This is a genomic window from Streptomyces sp. TBY4, from assembly GCF_024213195.1.
In the GTDB taxonomy this organism is placed as follows: domain Bacteria; phylum Actinomycetota; class Actinomycetes; order Streptomycetales; family Streptomycetaceae; genus Streptomyces.
This window is the reverse complement of record NZ_JANAVF010000004.1, coordinates 29,051-52,144: the sequence shown is the minus strand read 5'-3', so window position 1 is coordinate 52,144 and position 23,094 is coordinate 29,051. Positions and strand designations below refer to the sequence as shown.

The window sequence follows — 23,094 nt, the reverse complement described above, 5'->3', positions numbered from 1 at the left end:
CGGCCGGCCCGGGGGACGCCCCGGACCGGCCGTTCTTCTGCTGTCCTGCTGTTCTACGGTCCTTACGCGCGGCCGTTGGCCCGCCGGCGGAAGGCCAGGAACACCGCGCCACCGGCGGCGACGAGCGCGATACCGGCGATCAGCACCGGCCCGGTCGCGGCGCCGGTCTCGGCGAGTCCGCCCTGCGGCGACTTGCCGCCGGTACTGGCACCCGGGCTCGGAGTGGCGCTCGTACCCGGCGTGGCCCCCGGGCTCGTGGAAGCCGTCGGCGACGGGCTCGCGGTGGTCGGAGCCGGGGTCGGGGTGGGGACGGGGGCCTTGCCGTTGATCACGACGGCGGCCTTGTTGTTGGCGTGGTTCGGGTCCCAGGACTGCGGGTCGGCGCCCTCGGGGGTCCACTGCCCGACCGAGACGGAACCGGTGGCGTCCGCGATGACCTTCTCGATCTTCAGCTCGAACGGGAAGCCGTACTGCTGGTTCTCACCGATGACGTGCTTGGTCGAGCAGAAGTAGCGCGGGGCGCCCAGCTGCTGCTCGCGGTAGCCGCCCTCCGCCGTGACGCCCGTGCAGCGGTTCGGCTTCTTGGTGACCTTCGCGCCCGCCGGGATCACGATGTCCGCCATGGCCACGTCCTCGCCGGAGCGGAGGTAGGCGACCCAGGCCGGACCGTCGTTGCGGAAGCCGAGCTGCGCCTTGACCGTGTCGCCCGCCTTGCCCTTGAGGAAGGTGGGCGAAGCCACGAGGTCGGCGGTGTTCCTCACCTGGAAGTCGAACTCGTGCTGGTTGTTCCACGGGTCGAGGTCGGACGTCTGCGGCGCGGCCTTGGCCGAGCGCGTCTTGAGGCCCAGCTGCTTGCCCGTTCGGGGGGTGCTGGACTTCTGGACGGACTTCGCCTCGGAGCCCGCCTGGTGCACCCCGTAGATGAATCCCTCCATGAAGCCGTGCGGAGCGGCCTCGAGCGTCAGGGAGCCGGCGATCTCCCAGACCTCGCCCGGCTTGATCTCGTTGTCGAAGGTGCAGACCGTCGTGCCCCAGCCCACGTTCCAGGGCTGGTTCGCGCTGTCGTCCTGGCTGTAGGCGCAGTTGTCGTACTGCTCGACCAGTCCCAGGCCGTGCGTGGTGCGCAGTTCCAGCGCCACGCCCTTGACGGACTCGGTCCCCTTGTTGCCGAAGACGATCGGGACGGGCTGCCTCTCGCCCGGATCGACCTTCGCCTTGAGGCGGGCCTTCTCCATGGCCAGGTCGGGGCCACCGATCTTGACCTTGGTCGTGGCCGGCGTGAAGGTGGCGCCCTCCGCCGCGCCGGTCATCGTCAGGTCGACGACCGTGCCGGTCCTGCTGCCCTTGGCCGCGGTCAGGTCCAGGGACACGATCTGGCCCCCGGGCCAGATCCCCCAGTCCTTGCAGGTGACCGCCGTCGCGGCGAGGGTGCAGCCCTGGGCCTGCTCCCGCGTGAGCGCCACGTCGACGACGCCCTTGAGCGCGCTCAGGTCGATCGTGTAGGTGGCCTCGTTGTCGAAGGGCGCACCGCCCTTGTTCTCGACGCGGAAGTCGACCGTGGCCTTCTTCGGCTTCCCGGTGTCCCCGGGGTGCGGGAACAGGCCGACCTCCGCCGGGCTGGTCAGCGTGAGCACCGGGTCCGCGGCGTTCGCGGGGGTGGCGGCCAGCCCGACGGCCACCAGGCCGGCTGCCGCCAGCAGGGAGATGCGCTTTCTCATGCCGTGTTGACCAGCGAATGCCCCCCACGGTTGCCCCAGCCACCCTGTGACGGACGCCACACTTCCACGGCCGGATTTCGCTACAACCATCGGGGGCGGACGGCAGTCATCCATATCGTTCGGCGGGTAGCGCGCTCGGAGGGGGAGTGCGGTGCCCGCCGAAAGTCATTCCCCGGCGGACGCCTTGCGCGGCGGGACCTCCGGTACCGCCAGGAACGGCAGGCGCAGCGCCCCGAAGGCCTCCTTCGGCACGGCCGGGCGGGCCGGTTCCACGGCCGCCAGGCGGGTGTAGGCCGCCCCCTGCTCCGGGCGCGGGTCGCGCTCGCCGTTGTTCGGCCAGTAGGACATCGCCCGTTCCGCCTGCGCGGTGATCGTCAGCGACGGGTTGACCCCGAGGTTCGCGGAGACCGCCGAGCCGTCCACCACCGAGATGCCCGGGTGCCCGTAGAGCCGGTGGTACGGGTCGACCACGCCCTCCTCGGGCGAGGCGCCGATCGGGCAGCCGCCGAGGAAGTGGGCCGTCAGGGGGGTGCCCATGAGCTCGCCGATGTTGCTGCCCGGGAATCCGTTGATCTCCTCGGCGAGCAGGGTCGCCGCCTGCGTGGCCTCGGCGATCTGCACGGGGTTGGGGGCGCCGTGGCCCTGGCGGGCGGTGAGCAGGCCCTTCCCTATGCCGCCGGGCTTGCGGTAGGTGGTCAGGGAGTTGTCCAGGGACTGCATGACCAGGCCGATGATGGTCCGCTCCGACCAGCGCCGGTTGGACAGCGAGCGCAGCAGCTGCACGGGGTGCCGGGCGGTGCGCCCGAACCAGGCGCGGACCCGGTGGGTGGAGTACGGCACCTGGAGGATCGTCATGAACCCCATCGCGTTGGAGCCCTTGCCGTAGCGCACCGGCTCGATGTGCGTGTCGGCGTTGGGGTGCACGGAGGAGGTGATGGCCACGCCCCGCGTGAAGTCGGCGCGCTTGTCCTTGCCGTGCCGCTTGCGGTAGCGCCGGTCATCCGTCTGCGCGCCTACGAGGCCTTCGGAGTTGGTCCGGGTCAGATCGCCGAGCCGGTCCGAGAGGCGGGGCAGCTCGCCGAGGTCCTTCATCGTGTGCAGGAGGGTCTGGGTGCCGTAGGTGCCCGCGGCGACGACCACGTAGCGGGCGCGCAGCACCTTCGCCTTGCCCCGGCGCCTGCCGTCGGTGGGGACGGTGCGGACGCGGTAGCCGCCGTCGGGGTGCTCCGAGAGGGCGGTGACGGTGGTCATGGGGTGGATGACGGCCCCGGCCCGCTCCGCGAGGTGCAGGTAGTTCTCGTTCAGGGTGTTCTTCGCGCCGTGCCGGCAGCCGGTCATGCACTCGCCGCACTCGGTGCAGGCCTTGCGGGAGGGGCCGGCCCCGCCGAAGTACGGGTCGGCGACCTCCTCGCCCGGGCGGACCCTGCCCTGGCCCTCGGCATCGTCGCCGTCCCCGAAGAAGACGCCGACCGGGGCCATGTGGAAGGAGTCGGCGACGCCCATCCTGGCGGCGGCCGCCTTGAGGTGGACGTCGGAGGGGGTCGTCGTCGGGTTGAGCCGGACCCCGAGCATCCGCTTGGCCTGGTCGTAGTAGGGGGCGAGCTCGTCGTGCCAGTCCGTGATGGACGCCCACTGCCGGTCCTCGAAGAAGGCGGTGGGGGGCACGTAGAGGGTGTTGGCGTAGTTGAGGGAGCCGCCGCCGACCCCGGCGCCCGCGAGGACCATCACGTTGCCGAGGAGGTGGATGCGCTGGATCCCGTACAGGCCGAGGGCCGGGGCCCACAGGTAGTTGCGCAGGTCCCAGCTGTTCTTCGGCAGGCTCTCGCGGGTGAACCGGCGTCCTGCCTCCAGGACGCCGACCCGGTACCCCTTCTCGGTGAGCCGCAGCGCCGAGACCGACCCTCCGAAACCCGATCCGATGACGATGACGTCGTAGTCGTACGACACTGCGGTGCCTCCCGGGCGGAACGGACGCGGAACGGACTAGCGGAGTCGGAGCGCCTTCATGACCTGGAGGCTGCGGGTCATGAACGCCGCGTACTTCTCGTCGTCCATCCCGAACGAGGGCGCCATCGGCAGCAGCCTCTGGTGGGCGACGGTCTGCGCCTCGGTGTACTTGAGGATGCCCTCGGAGCCGTGGCGGCGGCCGAGGCCGGATTCCTTCATGCCGCCCATGGGCGCCTGGGCGCTGCCGTAGGCCGGGGCGTAGCCCTCGTTGATGTTGACGGTGCCGGTGCGCAGGCGGGCCGAGACGGCGTGGCCGCGGCGGGCGTCCTTCGTCCACACGCTGGAGTTCAGGCCGTAGGAGGTGCCGTTGGCCTCCTCGATGACCTGGTCCTCGTCGGTGAAGCGGTAGATGGAGACGACCGGGCCGAAGGTCTCCTCCCCGCACACCGCCATCGCCTCTTCGACGCCGTCCAGGATGGTCGGCTCGTAGAAGAGCGGGCCGATGTCGGGGCGGGCCGTGCCGCCGGTGACGAGGGTGGCGCCCTTGGCCACGGCGTCGTCCACGTGCCGCTGTACGGCGGCCAGCTGGCGCTCGCCGGCCAGGGAGCCCATGTCCGCGCCGTAGGCGAGGGAGGAGCCGAGGCGCATGGCCTTCGTACGGGCGGCGAAGCGGGCTACGAACTCGTCCGCGATCGAGGCGTGGACGTACAGCCGCTCGATGGAGATGCAGAGCTGGCCGGCGGAGGAGAAGCAGGCGCGGACGGCGCCGGCGGCGGCCTTCTCCACGTCGGCGTCGCGCAGGACGAGCATGGCGTTCTTGCCGCCGAGTTCGAGGGAGACCCCGACCAGGCGGGCGGCCGCGCCCTGGGCGACCTCGCGGCCGGTACGCGTGGAGCCGGTGAACGAAACGTAGTCGGCGTGCCGGACCACCTCGGGGCCGACGACCGGGCCCTCGCCGAGCACGATCTGGAACACCTCGGCCGGCAGCCCCGCCTCGATCATCAGGTCGCGGGCCCACAGCGCGGTGAGCGCGGTCTCGGTGTCGGGCTTCATCACGACGGCGTTGCCCGCGACGAAGGCGGGCAGGGCGTCGCCGATGGACAGTTCGAAGGGGTAGTTCCAGGGGGCGATCTGGCCGATGACCCCGCGCGGCTGGCGGAGCTCGGTGACCTTGGTGAGGGTGGGCATGGCGCCCGTGTGGCCCTTGGGGCGGAGGTACGAGGGGGCCTTGCGGCCGTAGTGCCGGGCCGCGATCGAGACGGCCTGCACCTCCTCGTGGGCGTGCAGGCGGGCCTTGCCCGTCTCCAGCTGGATCAGGTCGAGCACCTCGGTCTGGCGGGCCAGGACCAGGTCGTGGAAGCGCAGCAGTACGGCGGCCCGCGCGCGGACGGGTACGGCGGCCCAGGCGGGCTGCGCGGCACGGGCCGCGGCGAAGGCCGCCTCGACGTCCTGGGGGGTGGCCTCGGGCAGCTCCGCGAGCCGGTCCCCGGTGAAGGGGCTGTGGTTGGCGGTGCGGCCGGAGCCGGCCACCCCGCGGGTCAGCCGGGCGACCAGTGCGGGGGTCACCACGTCGGCGGCGCTCCGGGCGCCGGCCGGGGCGGGGGCGACCGGGTTGGTGGGCTGCGGGGCGCTGCGGAGGGGGGCCGGGGCCTGCGTGTCCGTCATGACCGTGAGCGTATTGCGCCCGGGGGCGCTTTGGGTACCCGCCGGTAACCGGATTTTGCCATTTCTGCCAGTGATCGCTGGCGGGATGGCGGAATCGGGGCGCCGGGGGCGCGTTTCCCGCGGGCCGGAGGCCCGGTTCCAGCGCGCCGGGAGGCGGGCCCGGAGGGCCGGGAGCCCGTTCTCAGCGCGCCGGGGCCGGCTGCCAGCCGCTGAGCACGATGTCGAACTGTGAGCGGGTCGTGTCCCAGTCCGCGACCGGTCCCGACATGTACACCGCGTACTCGGTGCCGTCCGGCGCGAAGTACATCTGCTCGATGGCCTTCCGGGGCCCGGTGAAGGCCCCGGACTTCTCCGTCCAGTCGAACTCCCACAGGGCGGCCTTGACCTGCCCCCGGAAGGTGTTCGGGTGCAGGGTCTGGCGCACGTAGTCGGAGCGCTTGGCGACCTGCTTCTCCAGGTCCAGCAGGTGCGCGTACGGATCCCTGAACTTGGGGGCGCGGTCCATCGCGATCCGGATGAAGTGCTTGCCGCCGTCCCCGGTGTAGTCGATCTGCGAGCCGTCCTCCCGGCGCTTCCAGCCGTCCGGGACGAAGAGGGCGAAGCCCTCCTTGTCGACCACCTTCGACCAGCCCGGCGGCGGAGCCTTCTCCTCCTGCGCCTTGGAGTCCCCGGTGCCGGACGAGGCACCGGCCGAGGAACCGGGCGACGCGTCCTGCGCACCGGTCGCCTTCCCGCCCCGGGTCCCGCCGTCCCCGTTCGAGTCGCCGGTGACCTTCAGGATCCCCAACACCCCGCCGCCGCCGAGCAGCGCCGCCACCACGGCCACGACCGCCGCCCGCCTGATCCGGCCGGGGGCTCCCGCGTCCCGGCCGCCCTGCGGGGCGGGTGCGCCGGGTCCTGCCTCGGACCGCGTGACGAGCGCCGGCTCGGGCTCCGGGGCCCGGTTCTGGTCCGCCCCCTGGTCCTGGCCCCGGCCCGGTCCCTGCTCTGCTCCGTCGGGCAGCTCGGTCGTGTCCGCCGGCTCGTTCCGGGCGGCGCCCAGCTCCTCGGAGCCCATCGCGCGCGTGGGTACGTACGCCTGCGCCGACTTCGGCTCCCGGCCCTCCATGGCCTGCAGGAGCATCTGCTCGACCTCGTCGGCCGACGGCCGCTGCGCCGGGTCCTTGCGCAGCAGCGCCGTGATGACCGGGGCCAGCGCGCCCGCGTGGGCCGGGGCGGGCGGCTCCTCGTTCACCACGGCCTGCAGGCTGGAGATGGGCGAGGTGCGGCGGAAGGGCGAGCGGGCCTCGACGGCCGTGTACAGCGTCGCGCCCAGCGACCACAGGTCGGAGGCGGGGTCGGGGGACCCGCCGGTGACCCGTTCGGGGGCCAGGTAGTCGATGGAGCCGATGAGTTCCCCGGTACGCGTGATGGAGGAGTCGCCCTCGATCGCGGCGATGCCGAAGTCGGCCAGCATCACCCGCCCGTCCTTGGCGAGCATCACGTTGCCCGGCTTCACGTCCCGGTGCAGTACCCCGACCGCGTGCGCGGCACGCAGGGCGCCGAGCACGTGCAGCCCGATCCGGGCCGCCTCCCGGGGTTCGATGCGGCCGGCCGTCTTCGCCGCGTCCGCGAGGGAGGGGCCGTCGATGTACTCCATGACGATCCAGGGCCGGTCGTCGTGTTCCAGGACGTCGTGGACCGTGACGACCGCCGGATGTTGGATCCGGGCCGCGGCCCGGGCCTCCTTCTGCGTCCGCTGGTGCAGAACGTCCCGGTCCGCCTGGGCGACGTACAGGCCGGCCGTCAGTTCCTTGACGGCGACCGTCCTGTGCAGCAGCTCATCGTGGGCGCGCCACACCTTGCCCATGCCGCCCCTGCCGATGGGCTCCACGAGCCGGTACCGGCCCGCGAGCACCGCACCCGCACCTGTCTGCTGTTCCACGAATCCCCGCCGCCGCTCTGAGCACTTCCGGTCAGACTACGGAGATCGCGGGCGGCGGCGGAACCACTAGGGGGCGGTTGGGCCGCACTGTGACGCAATTGCCGTACTGATGTCTCGTCAGCCGCCGCTCTTGTAGCTGGCCGTCGCCTGATCGAAGGTCTCGGTGACCTTGCCCTCCTGGTCCTGCGGGCCGGTGACCATGACCACGTGGTAGGAACCTCCGAGGGCGACCACGAAATTGCGGGCGACGACGGAACGGCCGTTGCCGTCGATCCAGGTGTACCGGCCGGTGACCCGGAGCTGGTTGCCGACCTTGGTGGACCTGATGTCGCTCACGCTGGACCAGGTGGAGGAGCGGTACGGAGCCAGCTCGGGCTCCTTGTCCTTCTGGTAGGTGGCCGGGTCGGGGTTGCCCTGGACCTTGTCCCGGCCGGGGACGACGATCAGGACGAAGTCCCCCTCCGTGAACCGGACCTGGCCGGCCTCGTTCATTCCGCGGCGCTCCCAGCCGTTCGGAACGTTGATCGAGAAGTGCTCGGCGTCCTGCTGGGTGGTGTACCCGGACGGGGCGGGGACGCCCGGCTGCGGGGCGGGCGTTGCCTCCGGGGCACTGGCCGAGGGGCTCGGCGCCTGGGCGGACCCGCTCGGCTTCGGGCTGGGGCTCTGGCCCTGGCCGGGACCGCGGCCCGGGGTCTGCGACTGGGTCGCGGCGGGCGGCTTCATCCCGGCGGCCTTCTGCCCGCCGCCCTGCGGATCGCCGGAGCGGGGCATGAAGAACAGGGCGTACGCGACGGCCCCCGACATCAGCACGAGGATCCCGAGCAGCAGGGAACGCCCCAGCGAACGCGGCTTGCGGGGGTGTTCGGCGCTGCGGTGGCGGCCGTGCAGGTCGGCGCGCCGCCGGGTGACGGGCAGCCGGCCCGGATCCGGATCCGCCGCCGGCGGCAGCATGGCGAAGCCGCCGTCGGGCTCCGGCGCGGACCGTACGAGGGAGCGCAGCCAGCCGCGCAGCTCCTCGAAGTCGGGCCGCTCGGTCGGGTCCTGGCGCAGCAGGGACTCCACGACCGGGCGCAGCGGGCCGCACTCCTCGGCGAAGGCGGGGGGCTCGGCGCAGACCATCTCCACGAGCTCGGCGACGCTGTCCTCGGGGTACGGGGCATGCCCCTGCACGGCCCGGTACAGCAACGCGCCGAGCCCCCAGAGGTCGGTGGCCGGCCCGACCGGAGCCGCCAACTGCCACGGCCCGTGCACGGCCTGCGCCTGCTCGGGCGCCCACCGCTCGGTAACGGCCCCGACGACAGCCATCCGCGTCTGCCGGGCCCGCTCGGCATCGAGCCCGCTCTGCGGCCCGCTCCCCCACCCACCGCCCGCCTGCGATCCACTGCGCACACTCGCCTGCGGGCCGACCTGCTGGCCGCTCTGCGAACCCGCCTGCGGGCCTGCCTGCCCGGGGGCCCGCCCCCCGGAAGCCACCCCGTACCCGGCACCGCCCTGCGGGCCCGACGGCCCGGGGCCTCGGGCCCCGGAAGCCGCCGCGTACCCGGCGTTGCTCTGCACCGCAGCCTGCCCATAACCACCGGACCCGGCGGCATCCCCGTACCCGGCACCGCTCTGCGGGCCCGACTGCCCGGGGCCACGGCCCCCGGAAGCCGCCGCGTACCCGGCACCGCCCTGCGGGCCCGACTGCCCGGGGCCTCGGGCCCCGGAAGCCGCCGCGTACCCGGCGTTGCTCTGCACCGCAGCCTGCCCGTAGCCACCGGACCCGGCGGCTTCCCCGTATCCGGTACCGCTCTGCGGACCGGGCTGCCGGCCACCCTGCCCGTACTCGTACTCGTACGCGTGGGCCGCGGGACCCGCCGCGTACCCGTCGGGGCCCTGCGGGCCGCCCTGTGCGGGGCCCGGCTGGTCCGGGCGGGCCGGTCCCGGCCGGGGGTGCCCGGCGTACCCGGTGCCGTCCGCGGCCTCCGGCCGGCCGGAGCCCTGCGAGGGCTGCCCGTAGCCCGGCGTCGGGCCGGACACCGCCCCGCGCTCCGCGCCGTCCTGCGCGGGCGCCTGGCCGTCGGCTCCACCGCCCGGGGTGTCCGCCTGGTGGTAGCCCTGGGGAAGGGCGAGTTGCGCCGGCAGCGCCGCGCGGGCCTGCGGCTCCGCTCCGGCCGGGGGCAGCGCCTGACGGCGCGGGGTGGCGCCGTGCCAGGTCGCACCGCTGTCCGGACCGCCGTACGGGTACGAGTACCCCTGCGGCAGCTTCGACCCCTCCGGCCTCGGCTCCGCGTCCGGCTCCGGCGCGGGCTCCGACCCGGCCCTGCGCTGCTCGGTGATCCGCGCGGCGGCCTGGGCCCCGGCCCGGTACGCGGCGATGGCCCCGGCCCGCGCGGCAGCCTTCAGATCGGGCCGCTCCCCGGCAGCACCCGCACTACCCACGCCCCCGGAACCGACAGCTCCACCGGCGCCACCGGCCGCTCCGGGAGAGCCGGGGACACCGGGGGCACCCAGAGCGCCAGGGATACCAGGAGCACCGGGGGCGCCAGGAGCACCAGGCGTGCCGGGAGCACCATGAACGCCCGGGGCACCCTGCGTGCCAGGAGCACCAGGTGCGCCAGCGGTACCAGGAGCGCCGAGGGACCCGGCAGTACCAGGTGTGCCAGGAGCCCCAGCGGTACCGGGTGCGCCGGAGGATCCGGGACCGCTTCCCGTGCCGGGGCTTATGTGGTCCCGGTACCGCGGCCCGGTGTCGTATCCCGGAGCCACGAGGGGGGCGTACTCCGCCGCGTTCCCGCCGCCCTGCGCGGCCGTACCCGCACCGCCGACCGCACCGTCCCGCCCGGAACGCTCCCCGGGCCCCTGCCCGTACCCGGTGTCCAGCCCCGCGTTCAGCCCCGCGTCCACTCCGGAATCCGCCGCCGGGCCACCCCAGGAGCCGCCGGGGGAACCGTCGCCGTACCCCGCACCCGCCCCCGGGACGGCCAGGCCGGCGCCACCGCCGTACCCCGCGTCCGCCCCCGGGACGGCCAAGGCGGCCCCGCCGCCACCCGGCGCAGATCCGTCACCGCCCGGCCAGGGCAAGGGCAACGCCGGGACCGGGTCGTAGCCGCACAGGGCGTCCTCCGCCGCCCCCGCCGCCAGGCCCGTCAGGACGACCCGGCCGTCCTCACAGATCAGCACCGTCCGCATGGTGATGTTGCGGTGCGTCCACCCGTGCGCGTGCAGCACCCGCAGAGCGGCCAGCACGTCCGCCGCCACCTCCGCCGCCCGGTACGGGGTCAGCGGTTCGTCGGCGATCAGCGCCGCCAGCGGTCTGGCCGGGACGAGCTCGCTCACTATCCACAGCGAACCGCCCTCCGCGAACACGTCGAAGACCTGGTCCAGCCGCGGATGGTCCGGCACGGCCGCCGCCGCCTGCGCCGCCTCGATCGCCCTGCGCACCGCGGGCAGTTCACCGTGGGGGACGCGCCGGCCCGCCGCCGCCGGCGGACCGCCCCGCGTGCCGTCCAGCAGCTCCGCGTCGACGACCTCCGGCAACGGCACCTGCCGTACGAGGACTTCCTGACCGCTGCGCGTGTCGAAGGCGCGGGTCTCGATCAGTTCGTAGGCGTCGGACGGAGGCAGGGGCAGACGGTAGCGCTCGGCCAGGATCCGGCCCGCGTAGTCCTCCACATCGCCTCCCCCGAGAGCTGTGGGCCCGTCCCCCAGGCCTCGCTGACACGATACGACGCCCGGGGCGCCCGCGTCCCGGCCCTGGCGAGGCTGACCCGAGCCCGCTCGGGACGCGTGTCAGCCCAGCGGCTGGAAGGTGTCGAACGCCGTGGTGCGCAGCTGCGTGCACTCCGCCGCGTCCCACTGGTCCGCGAGGCAGGTGATCATGATGGCGTAGCCGTGCGTCGCGTCCATCCGGAAGCCGCGGTCGAGCACCCGGACCCGTACCCCCTTCTGGTCCCGCTCGAACTCCCAGTCGGCGACGGTCGGGTAGCCGCGGTACTCGACCTTCTCGAGGCGCAGCAGCTTGTAGTTGGTGCTGCTGCCCGCCACGCCCGGGGCCAGTTCGAGCCACGCGGCGCGGGCATCGTCCTTCGGGGATTTGTTGAAGTCGACCTGGACGCGCGGGAATCCGCCGTCGCGGCTGTAGATGACCCCGTCGTTTTTGCCTATCACGCCGGTCTGCTTGAAGCCCTCGGGCAGACCCATGGCGAAGTGGAACCCGGGGTCGTTGACCTGGCCGTAGCCGGGCGGCAGCCCGGGCAGTGCGCCGCCGGGCGTGGATCCCTGGCCCTGGCCGGGGTTGGTGCCCGAACCGGGCGACTGGCCCGGGTCCGGGGACGCGGCCCCTCCGCCGGGCACCTCGCCGGTCTTCGGGGAGGGAGACGGAGAGGGGGACGGCGAAGCCGGCGGCGGGGTCGGGGAACCGGCTCCGGGGCTCGACGCGGCGGCGCTGCTGCCGCCCTTGCCGTCCTTCGGGGAGCCGCCCTTCTCGTCATCTCCGCTGAAGGCGTACGCGACGATCGAGCCGATGACGGCGAGCGCCATGACCACCCCGGCTATCGCGAGGGCGATGGTGCGGCGCGGCACGACGTCGGTGAGCGGGGCCGCGACGGGCGCCGGGCGCGGCGACCGGGACGGCGCCGGAGCCGGGGACTCCACGGCGCTCGCGGTCGCGGTGGCGGCCGTGGCCGCGGCGGCGCTGGCAGCCGCAGCCTTGCGGGCGGTCTTCAGAGCCGCGCGGGCACGCTCGCGCTGCTCGCGCTCACGGCGCTCGCGCTCCTTCTTCTCCGCCTTCTCCGCGGCCTTGGCCGCCTTGTCGGCCGCCGCCTTCTCCGCGGCGTCCTGGGCCTCGGCGAGCGATATCTGCCGGGTTTCCTCGGCGCTCGGGCCGGCCACGAGGGCCGGCGGCTCGGGTGCGTCGATCACGGCGGTGAGCAGCGCCCGCGCGCGGTCGTCGTCGAGCCGGTGGGCGGGGTCCTTGACGAGGAGGCCGTAGATGACCTCGGTCAGCGGGCCCGCGTTCTTCGGCGGTTCGACGGGCTCGGTCATCACGGCGGTGAGCGTCGCGAGGGCCGATCCCTTGTCGTACGGGGGCACCCCCTCGACGGCGGCGTACAGCAGGCCTCCGAGCGACCACATGTCCGCCGGCGGTCCGGGGCGCTGGCCTCGGGCCCGCTCGGGCGAGATGTACGAGGGCGCGCCGACGAGCATGCCGGTGGAGGTGACGGAGGGGTCGCCCTCCACCTGGGCGATGCCGAAGTCGGTGAGGACCACGCGGCCGTTGCCGTGATCGGCGAGGAGCACGTTGGAGGGCTTCACGTCCCGGTGCAGGATGCCCTGGCGGTGGGCGGCACGGAGTACGTCGAGCACGGCGAGGCCGACCTCGGCTGCGCGGCGGGGCGTCAGGGGGCCGCTCTCGCGGATGAACTCCGCGAGCGAGGGGCCCTCGATGAGCTCCATGACGATCCACGGCCGGCCGTCCTCGTCGACGACGTCGTAGACGGTGACCGCGCCGCCACTGCGGATCCGGGCGATGGCCTTCGCCTCGCGCAGGGTGCGGGTGATGAGGCGGCGCTTCTCGTCCTCGTCGACGCCGCTGCCGAAGCGGAGTTCCTTGACGGCGACGGTCCGGCCGAGGGTCTCGTCCTCGGCGCGCCAGACGGTGCCCATGCCGCCCTTGCCGAGGACGTCCCCGAGCCGGTACCGGCCCGCGAGCAGCCGGCCCTCGTCGTGGGCGCCCTCCCCCGCCTTGGCCGCGGCGGCCTTGACGGCGGCGGCCACCTCGTCGGCCTTGCTCATGGCGACGGGCTTCGCGTCCTCGACCCCGCCGTCCGCACGCCCGGCGGCAGCCTTCCGCGCCTCGGCCTTCCCACCCGAAGGCTCCGCCTCCGCGGGCTTCGCGTCCACAGGCTCGGCGCCGCCCGGCCCGACAGCCTTCGCATCCGCGGGCTTCACACCCGCGGGCTTCGCGTCCTCAGGCTTCGCGTCCTCGGGCTTCGCCTCCGCAGGCTTCGCGTCCTCAGGCTTCGCGTCCTCAGGCTTCGCGTCCTCAGGCTTCGCCTCCGCAGGCTTCGCGTCCTCGGGCCCGGAAGCCCCGTCAGCAACCGCGTCGGCAGACTTCACGGCAGCCTTCCCCGCCGCCTTCCCCGCGGCCTTCGCCGCAGCCGGCTTCCGCAGGTCCGCCTTGCCCGGCCCAGGCTCCGCCGCGGCAGCACCGGGCTTCGCGTCCTCGGGCTCGGCGTCAGCAGTCGGGGCAGCCTTCGCGGCCGCCCCCGCCGGGGTGTCCGCCACCGCGGCAGCGCGCTTCGCGGCTCCCGCCGCCGACGGCTCGGCGGGAGACTTCGGCTCCGTCGGGGGTGCAGCCGGAGGCACCGGCGATCCCGTCCCGACAGACGGATCCGGCGACTCGGTGTGCTCCGGCTTCGACATGCGTCCCCTCTGCGTTCGTGCCGCCTGCTCCGGTTGCCCTGGCAGCGGCCGGGGTGCCCGGTAACCCGCCCCGGCAGAACCCTCATTGTCCCTTACTCCGCAACGGACGGGAGCCCCGGGTCCACGGTTCCGCCCGCGAAGTGACGGAGTTACAACGGGACGATGTCCGGCGCCCCCAGCCTCGCCGCGTCCGCCGTCTGATCGTCCGGCTGGCGCTGCGATTCCCGTTCCGCCTGCACTCTCTTCTCGTAGTGTTCCACTTCCTTCTCGATCTGCTGCTCGTCCCAGCCCAGAACCGGAGCCATCAACTCCGCACACTCGCGCGCCGATCGCGTCCCCCGGTCGAAGGTCTCGATCGAGATCCGCGTCCGCCGGGTCAGTACGTCGTCCAGGTGCCGCGCGCCCTCGTGCGAGGCCGCGTAGACCACCTCGGCGCGGAGGTAGTCGTCGGCGCCCGTCAGCGGCTCCCCGAGCGAGGGGTCCTCCGCGATCAGCGACAGCAGTTCCTCCGTCAGCGAGCCGTACCGGTTCAAGAGGTGTTCCACCCGCACCACATGGAGCCCCGTCCGCGCGGCGATCCGCGCCCGGCCGTTCCACAGCGCCCGGTACCCCTCGGCCCCGACCAGCGGCACGTCCTCCGTCACGCACGGCGCGACCCGCTGGTCGAGCCCGTGCACCGCCTCGTCCACCGCGTCCTTGGCCATCACCCGGTACGTCGTGTACTTCCCGCCGGCCACCACCACCAGCCCCGGCACCGGATGCGCCACCGTGTGCTCGCGCGAGAGCTTGCTCGTCGCGTCCGACTCCCCGGCCAGCAGCGGCCGCAGGCCGGCGTAGACCCCCTGGACGTCGTCCCGGGTGAGGGGGACCGCAAGGACCGAGTTCACGTGCTCCAGCAGGTAGTCGATGTCCGCGCTCGATGCCGCCGGGTGCGCCTTGTCCAGGTCCCAGTCGGTGTCCGTGGTGCCCACGATCCAGTGCCGGCCCCACGGGATGACGAAGAGCACCGACTTCTCGGTCCGCAGGATCAGCCCGGTCGAGGAGTGGATGCGGTCCTTGGGGACGACCAGGTGGATGCCCTTCGAGGCCCGCACGTGGAACTGTCCGCGCTCCCCGATCAGCGCCTGCGTGTCGTCGGTCCACACCCCCGTGGCATTCACGATCTGCTTGGCCCGGATCTCGTACTCCCCGCCGCCCTCGACGTCCTGCACCCGGGCGCCGACCACCCGCTCGCCCTCCCGCAGGAAGCCGACGACCCTCGCCCGGTTGGCGCACTGCGCCCCGTACGCGGCGGCCGTCCGGACCAGGGTCGCCACGTACCGCGCGTCGTCCATCTGGGCGTCGTAGTACTGCAGGGCGCCCACCAGCGCGTCCTTGCGCAGCGCCGGCGCGATCCGCAGGGCCCGCTTGCGCGAGAGGTGGCGGTGCGTCGGGAGCCCGCGCCCGTGGCCGCTGGAGAGCGACATGGCGTCGTACAGCGCGACGCCGGAACCGGCGTAGAACCGCTCCCACCCCTTGTGCTGCAACGGATAGAGGAACGGCACCGGCTTCACCAGGTGCGGCGCGAGCCGCCCCAGCAGCAGCCCGCGCTCCTTGAGCGCCTCCCGCACCAGGGCGAAGTCGAGCATCTCGAGGTATCTGAGCCCGCCGTGGATGAGCTTGCTGGACCGGCTGGAGGTGCCCGAGGCCCAGTCCCTCGCCTCCACCAGCCCGGTCGCCAGGCCCCTGGTCACGGCGTCGAGGGCGGTACCGGCGCCCACCACGCCCGCCCCGACCACCAGCACGTCCAGCTCCCGGTCGGCCATCCCGGCGAGCGCCTCGGCCCGCTGCTCGGGCCCCAGCAGGGCCCGCCCACCGCCACGCCCCGTCCCTGCCCCTGTCCCAGTGCTCACGGCTGCCTGCCTCCCGTTGACGCGTACGCCGGTCACGCCGTGCGCCGCCCAGTGCGGTCATCCCACCCGTTGTGGGTGATCCCGCTCACATCGCCCGTTCATGATTCTCACCGTCCGCACCCACATCAGCCACCGCCTGTGGATAACACGAGGACGGCCATCACCCCCGAATGCGACATATCTGTCATATATACGCCTAGTCTGACATTGCGCCAGCTCTCCTCCTCCACAGGACTTGCGCGCTCCGCCCCCTCATGCAAGTCAGGGAAGGGAAGGGACGGCACCCCCATGCCCGCAGATCTCGCCGTCATCGGACTCGGCCATCTCGGCCTCCCGCTCGCCCAGGCAGCCGTGGCCGCCGGGATCGAGACGGTCGGCTACGACAGCGGTCCGGCGACGGACTCCACCCTCACCGCCGCCGAGATCCGCCGCATGTCGGCAGCCGGCTTCCGGGTCACCACCAACCCCGCCGAACTCGGCCGGGTCCGCACCGCCGTCATCTGCGCCCCCACCCAGCTCGGCGCGGACCGCGCACTCGACCTGTCCGCGGTCGGCGAGGCGGGCCGCACGCTCGCCGCCCGACTGCGCCCGCACACCACCGTGATCCTCGAATCGGCGGCCCACCCCGGGGTCACCGAGGACTACCTGCGCCCGATCCTCGAATCGGGCTCCCGCCTGCGCGCCGGCCGGGACTTCCACCTGGCCTACTCCCCCAGCCGCCTCGACCCCGGCAACCGCACGCACGGCATCTCCAACACCCCCAAGGTCATCGGCGGCCTCACCCCCGCCTGCACCGAGTCCGCGCACGCCTTCTACGCCCGCCTCACCGAGAAGGTGGTCCGCGCCCGCGGCCTACGCGAGGCGGAGACGGTCCAGCTCCTCGAGACGAACTACCGGCACGTCAACATCGCCCTCATGAACGAGATGGCCGTGCTCTGCCACGACCTCGGCGTGGACCTGTGGGACGTCATCCGGTGCGCCGAGACCAAGCCGTACGGGTTCCAGGCCTTCCGCCCCGGCCCCGGGGTCGGCGGCCACGGAGTCCCCCTCGACCCCAACTACCTCCCCCACACCACCCGCACCCCGGGCCACCCGCTGCGCATGGTCGGCCTGGCGCAGGAGATCAACGACCGGATGCCGCAGTACGTCATCCAGCGCAGCGCCACCCTGCTCAACGAGCACGGCAAGTCCGCGCGCGGCGCCCGCGTCCTCCTCCTGGGCGTCACCTACAAGCCGGACCTCGCCGACCAGGAGGGCTCCCCGGCCCGCGAGATCGCCAGCCGCCTCCTCGACCTCGGCGCCCTGATCAGCTACCACGACCCGTACATCGCCGGGTGGCGCGTCAGGGACCAGCCGGTCCCCCGCGCCGAATCGTTGTACGAGGCCGCCGCCAACGCCGATCTGACGATCCTGCTCCAGCACCACCGCACGTACGACCTGCAAGGCCTGGCGGTGAAGGCCCAGTTGCTCCTGGACACCCGGGGCGCCAGCCCGGCGGGCGCCGCGCACCGCCTCTGAAGAGCCCCCGCACGCACGGTCCGCCCGCCCGAAACCCCTCCATGGATGTCGCAGCCTGCTGCTAGCCTGCGGCGACTTATCTCGCGCATACACCCCCACGTCAGCCGTGCGGGCCCGTGTGCCCACGCATCCCTGGGGGGGATTTCTCCATGAGCCAGCAGTTCCAGCAGCCCGCGCCCGATTCCACGCCCGCCTCCGCGGCCCCGGCCCCCGGCCCGTCCGGGGCCGACTTCCTGACCCCGTACCCCGGCCCGTCCGGAGCCGACTTCCTCCAGGCGCAGGCCCCCGCCCCGGCGCGCCCCGCCAACGTGGGCCTCGGCATCGCCGCCGCCGTGGGCGCCGCCCTGGTCACCGCGGCCGTCTACGGCACGATCATCGGCCTGACCGAGTACCAGATCGGCTTCGCGGCCGTCGCCGTCGGCGCCGCTGTCGGCTTCGCCGCCGGCAAGCTCGGCGGCAGCAACCCGCTCCTGCCGGTGCTCAGCGCCCTGCTCTCACTGGCGGCCGTCTTCGCCGGCCAGCTCTTCGGCATCGCGATGATCGGCGCTGACCAGCTCGGCGTGAGCACCATGGACGTCGTCAGCCTCGGCACGTCCCTGCTCGTCGACGCCTGGAAGGAGACGTCGGGCCCGATGACGTACCTCTTCCTCGCCGTCGGCGGTTACACCGCCTTCCAGTCGGCCCGCAAGGCCGCCTGACCCCGTCGTACCCGGCACATGCCTGAGGCCCGGCTCCCCACAGGGGGAGCCGGGCCTCAGGCGGTGCGTGACGGGTGTCAGCGGCTGTGCTGCGAGTCCGCGATGGTGACCTCGACCCGCTGGAACTCCTTGAGCTCGCTGTAGCCGGTGGTGGCCATCGAGCGGCGCAGCGCGCCGAAGATGTTCATCGAGCCGTCCGGGGAGTGCGACGGGCCGGTGAGGATCTCCTCGGTGGTGCCGACCGTGCCGAGGTCGACCTTCTTGCCGCGCGGCACGTCCTCGTGGACGGCCTCCATGCCCCAGTGGTTGCCCTTGCCGGGCGCGTCCGTGGCACGGGCCAGCGGGGAGCCCATCATCACGGCGTCGGCGCCGCAGGCGACGGCCTTCGGGATGTCGCCGGACCAGCCCACGCCGCCGTCGGCGATGACGTGCACGTAGCGGCCGCCGGACTCGTCCATGTAGTCGCGGCGGGCCGCGGCCACGTCGGCGACGGCGGTGGCCATCGGGACCTGGATGCCGAGGACGTTGCGCGTGGTGTGCGCGGCGCCGCCGCCGAAGCCGACCAGGACACCGGCCGCGCCGGTGCGCATCAGGTGCAGGGCCGCGGTGTAGGTGGCGCAGCCGCCCACGATGACCGGGACGTCGAGCTCGTAGATGAACTGCTTGAGGTTCAGCGGCTCGGCGGCGCCGGAGACGTGCTCCGCCGACACGGTGGTGCCGCGGATCACGAAGATGTCCACGCCCGCGTCGACGACGGCCTTGGAGAACTCGGCCGTGCGCTGCGGGGAGAGCGCGGCGGCGGTGACGACACCGGAGTCGCGCACCTCCTTGATGCGCTGCCGGATCAGGTCCGCCTGGATCGGGGCGGAGTAGATCTCCTGGAGGCGGCGGGTGGCGGACGCCTCGTCCAGCTCCGCGATCTCGTCGAGCAGCGGCTGCGGGTCCTCGTAGCGGGTCCACAGGCCCTCGAGGTTCAGCACGCCGAGGCCGCCGAGCTCGCCGATGCGGATGGCGGTCTGCGGGGAGACGACCGAGTCCATGGGGGCGGCCAGGAACGGGAGCTCGAAGCGGTAGGCGTCGATCTGCCAGGCGATCGAGACCTCCTTCGGGTCCCGGGTACGGCGGCTGGGGACGATGGCGATGTCATCGAACGCGTACGCCCTGCGGCCGCGCTTGCCGCGCCCGATCTCGATCTCAGTCACGTGTGGTGGCCTTTCCTGTGGGTCTGCCCGTCCAGTATCCCCGAACCCCGGCGCGCCGCGTTCCGGTGACCGCTGTACGGACGCACGCACCGGGCACGCAGGAGGGGCGGACCCGTCCGGGCCCGCCCCTCTGAGCTGCTGGAAGCTGCCCCGATCAGCCCTTGCGGCTGTAGTTCGGCGCCTCGACCGTCATCTGGATGTCGTGCGGGTGGCTCTCCTTGAGCCCGGCCGAGGTGATCCGGACGAACCGGCCCCGGTCCTGGAGCTCCGGCACCGTGCGGCCGCCGACGTAGAACATCGACTGGCGCAGGCCGCCGACGAGCTGGTGCACGACCGCGGAGAGCGGGCCGCGGTACGGGACCTGGCCCTCGATGCCCTCGGGGATGAGCTTGTCGTCGCCGCCCACGCCCTCCTGGAAGTAGCGGTCCTTGGAGAAGGACTTGCGGTCGCCGCGGGACTGCATCGCGCCGAGCGAGCCCATGCCGCGGTACGACTTGAACTGCTTGCCGTTGATGAAGAGCAGCTCGCCCGGGGACTCCTCGCAGCCCGCGAGCAGCGAGCCGAGCATCACCGTGTCGGCGCCCGCGACGAGCGCCTTCGCGATGTCGCCGGAGTACTGCAGGCCGCCGTCGCCGATGACCGGGACGCCGGCCGCCTTGGCGGCGAGCGAGGCCTCGTAGATCGCGGTGACCTGCGGGACGCCGATGCCGGCGACCACGCGGGTGGTGCAGATGGAGCCGGGGCCGACGCCGACCTTGATGCCGTCGCAGCCGGCGTCGATGAGGGCCTGGGCGCCGTCGCGGGTGGCGATGTTGCCGCCGATGACGTCGACCGTCGAGTTCGACTTGATCTTGGAGACCATGTCACCGACGAGGCGGGAGTGGCCGTGGGCGGTGTCGACGACGATGAAGTCGGCGCCCGCCTCGATCAGGGCCTGGGCCCGCTCGTAGGCGTCGCCCGCGACACCGACGGCCGCGCCGACGAGCAGCCGGCCGTCCTTGTCCTTGGCGGCGTTCGGGTACTTCTCGGCCTTGACGAAGTCCTTGACCGTGATGAGGCCCTTGAGGATGCCGGACTCGTCGACGAGCGGCAGCTTCTCGATCTTGTGGCGGCGCAGCAGCTCCATGGCGTCCACGCCGGAGATGCCCACCTTGCCCGTGACCAGCGGCATCGGGGTCATGACCTCGCGCACCTGGCGGCTGCGGTCCGACTCGAAGGCCATGTCGCGGTTGGTGACGATGCCGAGCAGCTTGCCCGCCGGGTCGGTGACCGGCACGCCGGAGATCCGGAACTTGGCGCACAGCTCGTCGGCCTCGCGCAGGGTCGCGTCGGGGTGCACCGTGATCGGGTCGGTGACCATGCCGGACTCGGAGCGCTTGACCAGGTCCACCTGGTTGGCCTGGTCGGCGATGGAGAGGTTGCGGTGCAGGACGCCGACGCCGCCCTGGCGGGCCATCGCGATGGCCATCCGGGCCTCGGTGACCTTGTCCATGGCGGCGGAGAGCAGCGGGACGTTCACACGGACGTTGCGGGAGATGAGCGAGGACGTGTCGATGGCGTCCGGGGACATGTCCGACGAGCCCGGCAGCAGCAGCACATCGTCATAAGTGAGGCCGAGCGTGGCGAATTTGTCGGGCACTCCGTCGGCGTTCACAGTCATGACACCTTCCAAGATGGTCTTGCTCAGCGCGGATGTCCATGCTAACGGGATCCCGACGCCTCTCATTCCACGACGAAGATCGATGCCAAGATTCGTATCTTCCTACGGGAAAAACCGCCGTACGGGCCAACCGCTCGGCGTACGGCCTACTGCTCGGCGTACGGCCTACTGCTCGGCGAGCGCGCGGAGCCGGCTCAGCGCCCGGTGCTGGGCGACGCGCACCGCCCCGGGGGACATGCCGAGCATCTGCCCGGTCTCCTCGGCCGTCAGGCCGACGGCCACGCGCAGGACGAGGAGCTCGCGCTGGTTCTCCGGAAGGTTGGCGAGCAGCTTCTTGGCCCAGGCGGCGTCGCTGCTCAGCAGGGCGCGCTCCTCCGGACCCAGCGAGTCGTCGGGCCGCTCCGGCATCTCGTCGGAGGGCACGGCCGTACTGCCCGGATGGCGCATGGCGGCCCGCTGGAGATCGGCGACCTTGTGCGCGGCGATGGCGAAGACGAACGCCTCGAAGGGGCGCCCGGTGTCGCGGTAGCGCGGCAGGGCCATCAGGACGGCGACGCAGACCTCCTGCGCCAGGTCCTCCACGAAGTGACGAGCGTCACCCGGGAGCCTCGACAGGCGGGAGCGGCAGTAACGGATGGCGAGGGGGTGCACGAAGGCGAGCAGATCGTGGGTGGCCTGCTCGTCGCCTTCCACCGCACGGCGTACGAGCGCGCTGACGGTACCGTCCCCGCTGTTCCGGGAGGCGCCGCTGCCGCCTGTGGTCGCGGGTGACCCCGGGGCCTCGTCGTCGCGCATCAATCCATGGTGCCTTGGCGCCGGGGCATTCGTGGCACCGCGGCCCGTGTTGTACGTCGAAGCGTTATGCGTCGAGGCGTCGTGCGTCGACGGATTGTGCGGGGTGGGTGCACCGGAACTCATGCTCTGGCCCCTCCCCTCCCGCTCGGCCGAATCGTCCCCGCGGCGACATCTCAGGATGCGCCACACCCTCAAGCATGCGGCATCGCGCCCGAAGCGACACGTCCCCCGGATTGTGCACCGTCAATCCCCGGCGCGCACCAGGGTGCGGCGGATCGGGCGGCGGGAGATTCCGGAGGGCGGCACCGCCGGCCGGTGAGGGCCGGCGGTCGCGCGGTCAGCGGACCAGGCCCCAGCGGAACCCGAGCGCCACGGCGTGCGCCCGGTCGGACGCGCCCAGCTTCTTGAACAGCCGGCGGGCGTGCGTCTTGACCGTGTCCTCGGAGAGGAAGAGCTCGCGCCCGATCTCCGCATTGGACCGGCCGTGGCTCATGCCCTCCAGCACCTGGATCTCGCGCGCGGTGAGCGTGGGCGCGGCGCCCATCTCGGCCGAGCGGAGCCGGCGCGGGGCCAGCCTCCAGGTCGGGTCGGCGAGGGCCTGGGTGACCGTGGCCCGCAGTTCGGCGCGCGAGGCGTCCTTGTGCAGGTACCCGCGGGCGCCGGCGGCGACCGCGAGGGCCACGCCGTCCAGGTCCTCGGCGACCGTCAGCATGATGATGCGGGCGCCGGGGTCGGCCGAGAGCAGCCGGCGAACCGTCTCCACACCGCCGAGCCCGGGCATCCGTACATCCATCAGAATCAGATCGGAACGGTCGGCACCCCAGCGGCGGAGGACTTCCTCGCCGTTGGCAGCCGTCGTCACACGCTCGACGCCGGGCACGGTGGCAACCGCGCGACGGAGCGCCTCTCGGGCAAGCGGGGAGTCGTCGCAGACGAGGACGGATGTCATGACCGCCCTCCGCAGCTGCTGATGCGCGTCACCTTGAGCCTCCAGGCTGGTACGTATCGTCACCTGTGCGGTCGATGCCCCCGGACACCTGTCCGAGAACTTCTTGGTTCAACCGCCTTCGCACTCTCAACGATGGTCACTCGAAAGAGTTACGGGTCGGACGGACACCTTCGGCACTCTACGTGAGGAAGCGAACACGAGGCGGGTGCCACTCTTCGCGTGTCCTCCAGATGACGGTATGCCCTATTTGGCGGCTTTCCTTCCGTTTGGCGCATGTCTGAGGCTAGATTCCCAATGAGTCATATTTACATCTACTACGACAGTAGGTGTGGAGACATGGACCGTATCCGCCTCAGTACCGGCACCAAGAGGACTACCAATGGCAGATTTCTCCCGCCTCCCCGGACCGAACGCCGACCTCTGGGACTGGCAGCTGCTGGCTGCCTGTCGCGGGGTCGACAGCTCCCTCTTCTTCCACCCGGAAGGCGAGCGGGGCGCGGCCAGGAGCGCGCGCGAGACCTCGGCTAAAGAGGTCTGCATGCGATGCCCGGTGCGTTCTGAATGCGCCGCGCACGCACTCGCCGTCCGCGAGCCCTACGGGGTGTGGGGCGGCCTCACCGAGGACGAACGCGAAGAACTGATGGGCCGCGCACGCCATCGCCTGATCCCGGCGACGACCGCGATCGGGCCGAGCACGCCGATCGCTCCGCACTGAGCGGTC

General features: G+C 72.8%; 14 protein-coding genes. 3 read left to right on the top strand and 11 right to left on the bottom strand.

Annotation, left to right across the window (positions count from 1 at the left end):
- Window positions 1-62: 62 nt before the first annotated feature.
- The 7 genes from NLX94_RS10940 to NLX94_RS10910 form a co-directional block, all read right to left on the bottom strand.
- Entirely contained in the window at window positions 63-1,718 is a 1,656-nt protein-coding gene (locus NLX94_RS10940; RefSeq protein WP_254382465.1) for an LPXTG cell wall anchor domain-containing protein, read from the bottom strand.
- 165 nt (window positions 1,719-1,883) lie between these two features.
- Window positions 1,884-3,665, bottom strand: coding sequence for a GMC family oxidoreductase (locus NLX94_RS10935; RefSeq protein ID WP_254382464.1), 1,782 nt, complete (start codon window positions 3,663-3,665; stop codon window positions 1,884-1,886).
- A gap of 36 nt (window positions 3,666-3,701) precedes the next feature.
- Complete coding sequence (locus NLX94_RS10930) at window positions 3,702-5,330, bottom strand: succinic semialdehyde dehydrogenase (protein ID WP_254382463.1); 1,629 nt, start codon at window positions 5,328-5,330, stop codon at window positions 3,702-3,704.
- A 181-nt stretch (window positions 5,331-5,511) separates the two neighbouring features.
- Complete coding sequence (locus NLX94_RS10925) at window positions 5,512-7,254, bottom strand: serine/threonine-protein kinase (protein WP_254382462.1); 1,743 nt, start codon at window positions 7,252-7,254, stop codon at window positions 5,512-5,514.
- A gap of 117 nt (window positions 7,255-7,371) precedes the next feature.
- Complete coding sequence (locus tag NLX94_RS38890) at window positions 7,372-10,908, bottom strand: protein kinase (RefSeq protein WP_308402411.1); 3,537 nt, start codon at window positions 10,906-10,908, stop codon at window positions 7,372-7,374.
- A 117-nt stretch (window positions 10,909-11,025) separates the two neighbouring features.
- The gene (locus tag NLX94_RS10915) at window positions 11,026-13,521 is read right to left on the bottom strand and encodes a protein kinase (RefSeq protein WP_308402410.1); all 2,496 of its coding nucleotides are present in this window, start codon (window positions 13,519-13,521) and stop codon (window positions 11,026-11,028) included.
- A gap of 287 nt (window positions 13,522-13,808) precedes the next feature.
- Window positions 13,809-15,464 carry a glycerol-3-phosphate dehydrogenase/oxidase gene (locus tag NLX94_RS10910; RefSeq protein WP_254382891.1) on the bottom strand — a complete coding sequence of 552 codons (1,656 nt, stop codon included), beginning with the start codon at window positions 15,462-15,464 and terminating at the stop codon, window positions 13,809-13,811.
- Between the two features lie 375 nt (window positions 15,465-15,839).
- Here NLX94_RS10910 and NLX94_RS10905 point away from each other — a divergent pair, with 375 nt between their 5' ends.
- Complete coding sequence (locus NLX94_RS10905; protein WP_254382460.1) at window positions 15,840-17,069, top strand: nucleotide sugar dehydrogenase; 1,230 nt, start codon at window positions 15,840-15,842, stop codon at window positions 17,067-17,069.
- Between the two features lie 149 nt (window positions 17,070-17,218).
- Complete coding sequence (locus NLX94_RS10900; protein WP_254382459.1) at window positions 17,219-17,767, top strand: hypothetical protein; 549 nt, start codon at window positions 17,219-17,221, stop codon at window positions 17,765-17,767.
- A 77-nt stretch (window positions 17,768-17,844) separates the two neighbouring features.
- On the opposite strand, the gene NLX94_RS10895 is transcribed toward NLX94_RS10900, so the two are convergent.
- The 4 genes from NLX94_RS10895 to NLX94_RS10880 all read right to left on the bottom strand — a co-directional run bounded on the left by NLX94_RS10895 (window position 17,845) and on the right by NLX94_RS10880 (window position 22,373).
- Window positions 17,845-18,969, bottom strand: a complete 1,125-nt coding sequence (locus NLX94_RS10895) for a GuaB3 family IMP dehydrogenase-related protein (protein ID WP_254382458.1) — start codon at window positions 18,967-18,969, stop codon at window positions 17,845-17,847.
- A 154-nt stretch (window positions 18,970-19,123) separates the two neighbouring features.
- Complete coding sequence (gene guaB / locus NLX94_RS10890; protein ID WP_254382457.1) at window positions 19,124-20,629, bottom strand: IMP dehydrogenase; 1,506 nt, start codon at window positions 20,627-20,629, stop codon at window positions 19,124-19,126.
- Window positions 20,630-20,794: 165 nt separating this feature from the next.
- Window positions 20,795-21,424 (bottom strand): sigma-70 family RNA polymerase sigma factor, encoded by a 630-nt coding sequence (locus NLX94_RS10885; protein WP_254382456.1) that lies wholly within the window; start codon window positions 21,422-21,424, stop codon window positions 20,795-20,797.
- Between the two features lie 337 nt (window positions 21,425-21,761).
- Window positions 21,762-22,373, bottom strand: a complete 612-nt coding sequence (locus NLX94_RS10880) for a response regulator transcription factor (protein WP_003948568.1) — start codon at window positions 22,371-22,373, stop codon at window positions 21,762-21,764.
- Window positions 22,374-22,752: 379 nt separating this feature from the next.
- On the opposite strand from NLX94_RS10880, the gene NLX94_RS10875 reads away from it, so the two are divergent.
- A complete protein-coding gene (locus NLX94_RS10875) occupies window positions 22,753-23,088 on the top strand; it encodes a WhiB family transcriptional regulator (protein ID WP_250744119.1) in 336 nt (111 codons plus the stop codon).
- Window positions 23,089-23,094 lie beyond the last annotated feature (6 nt).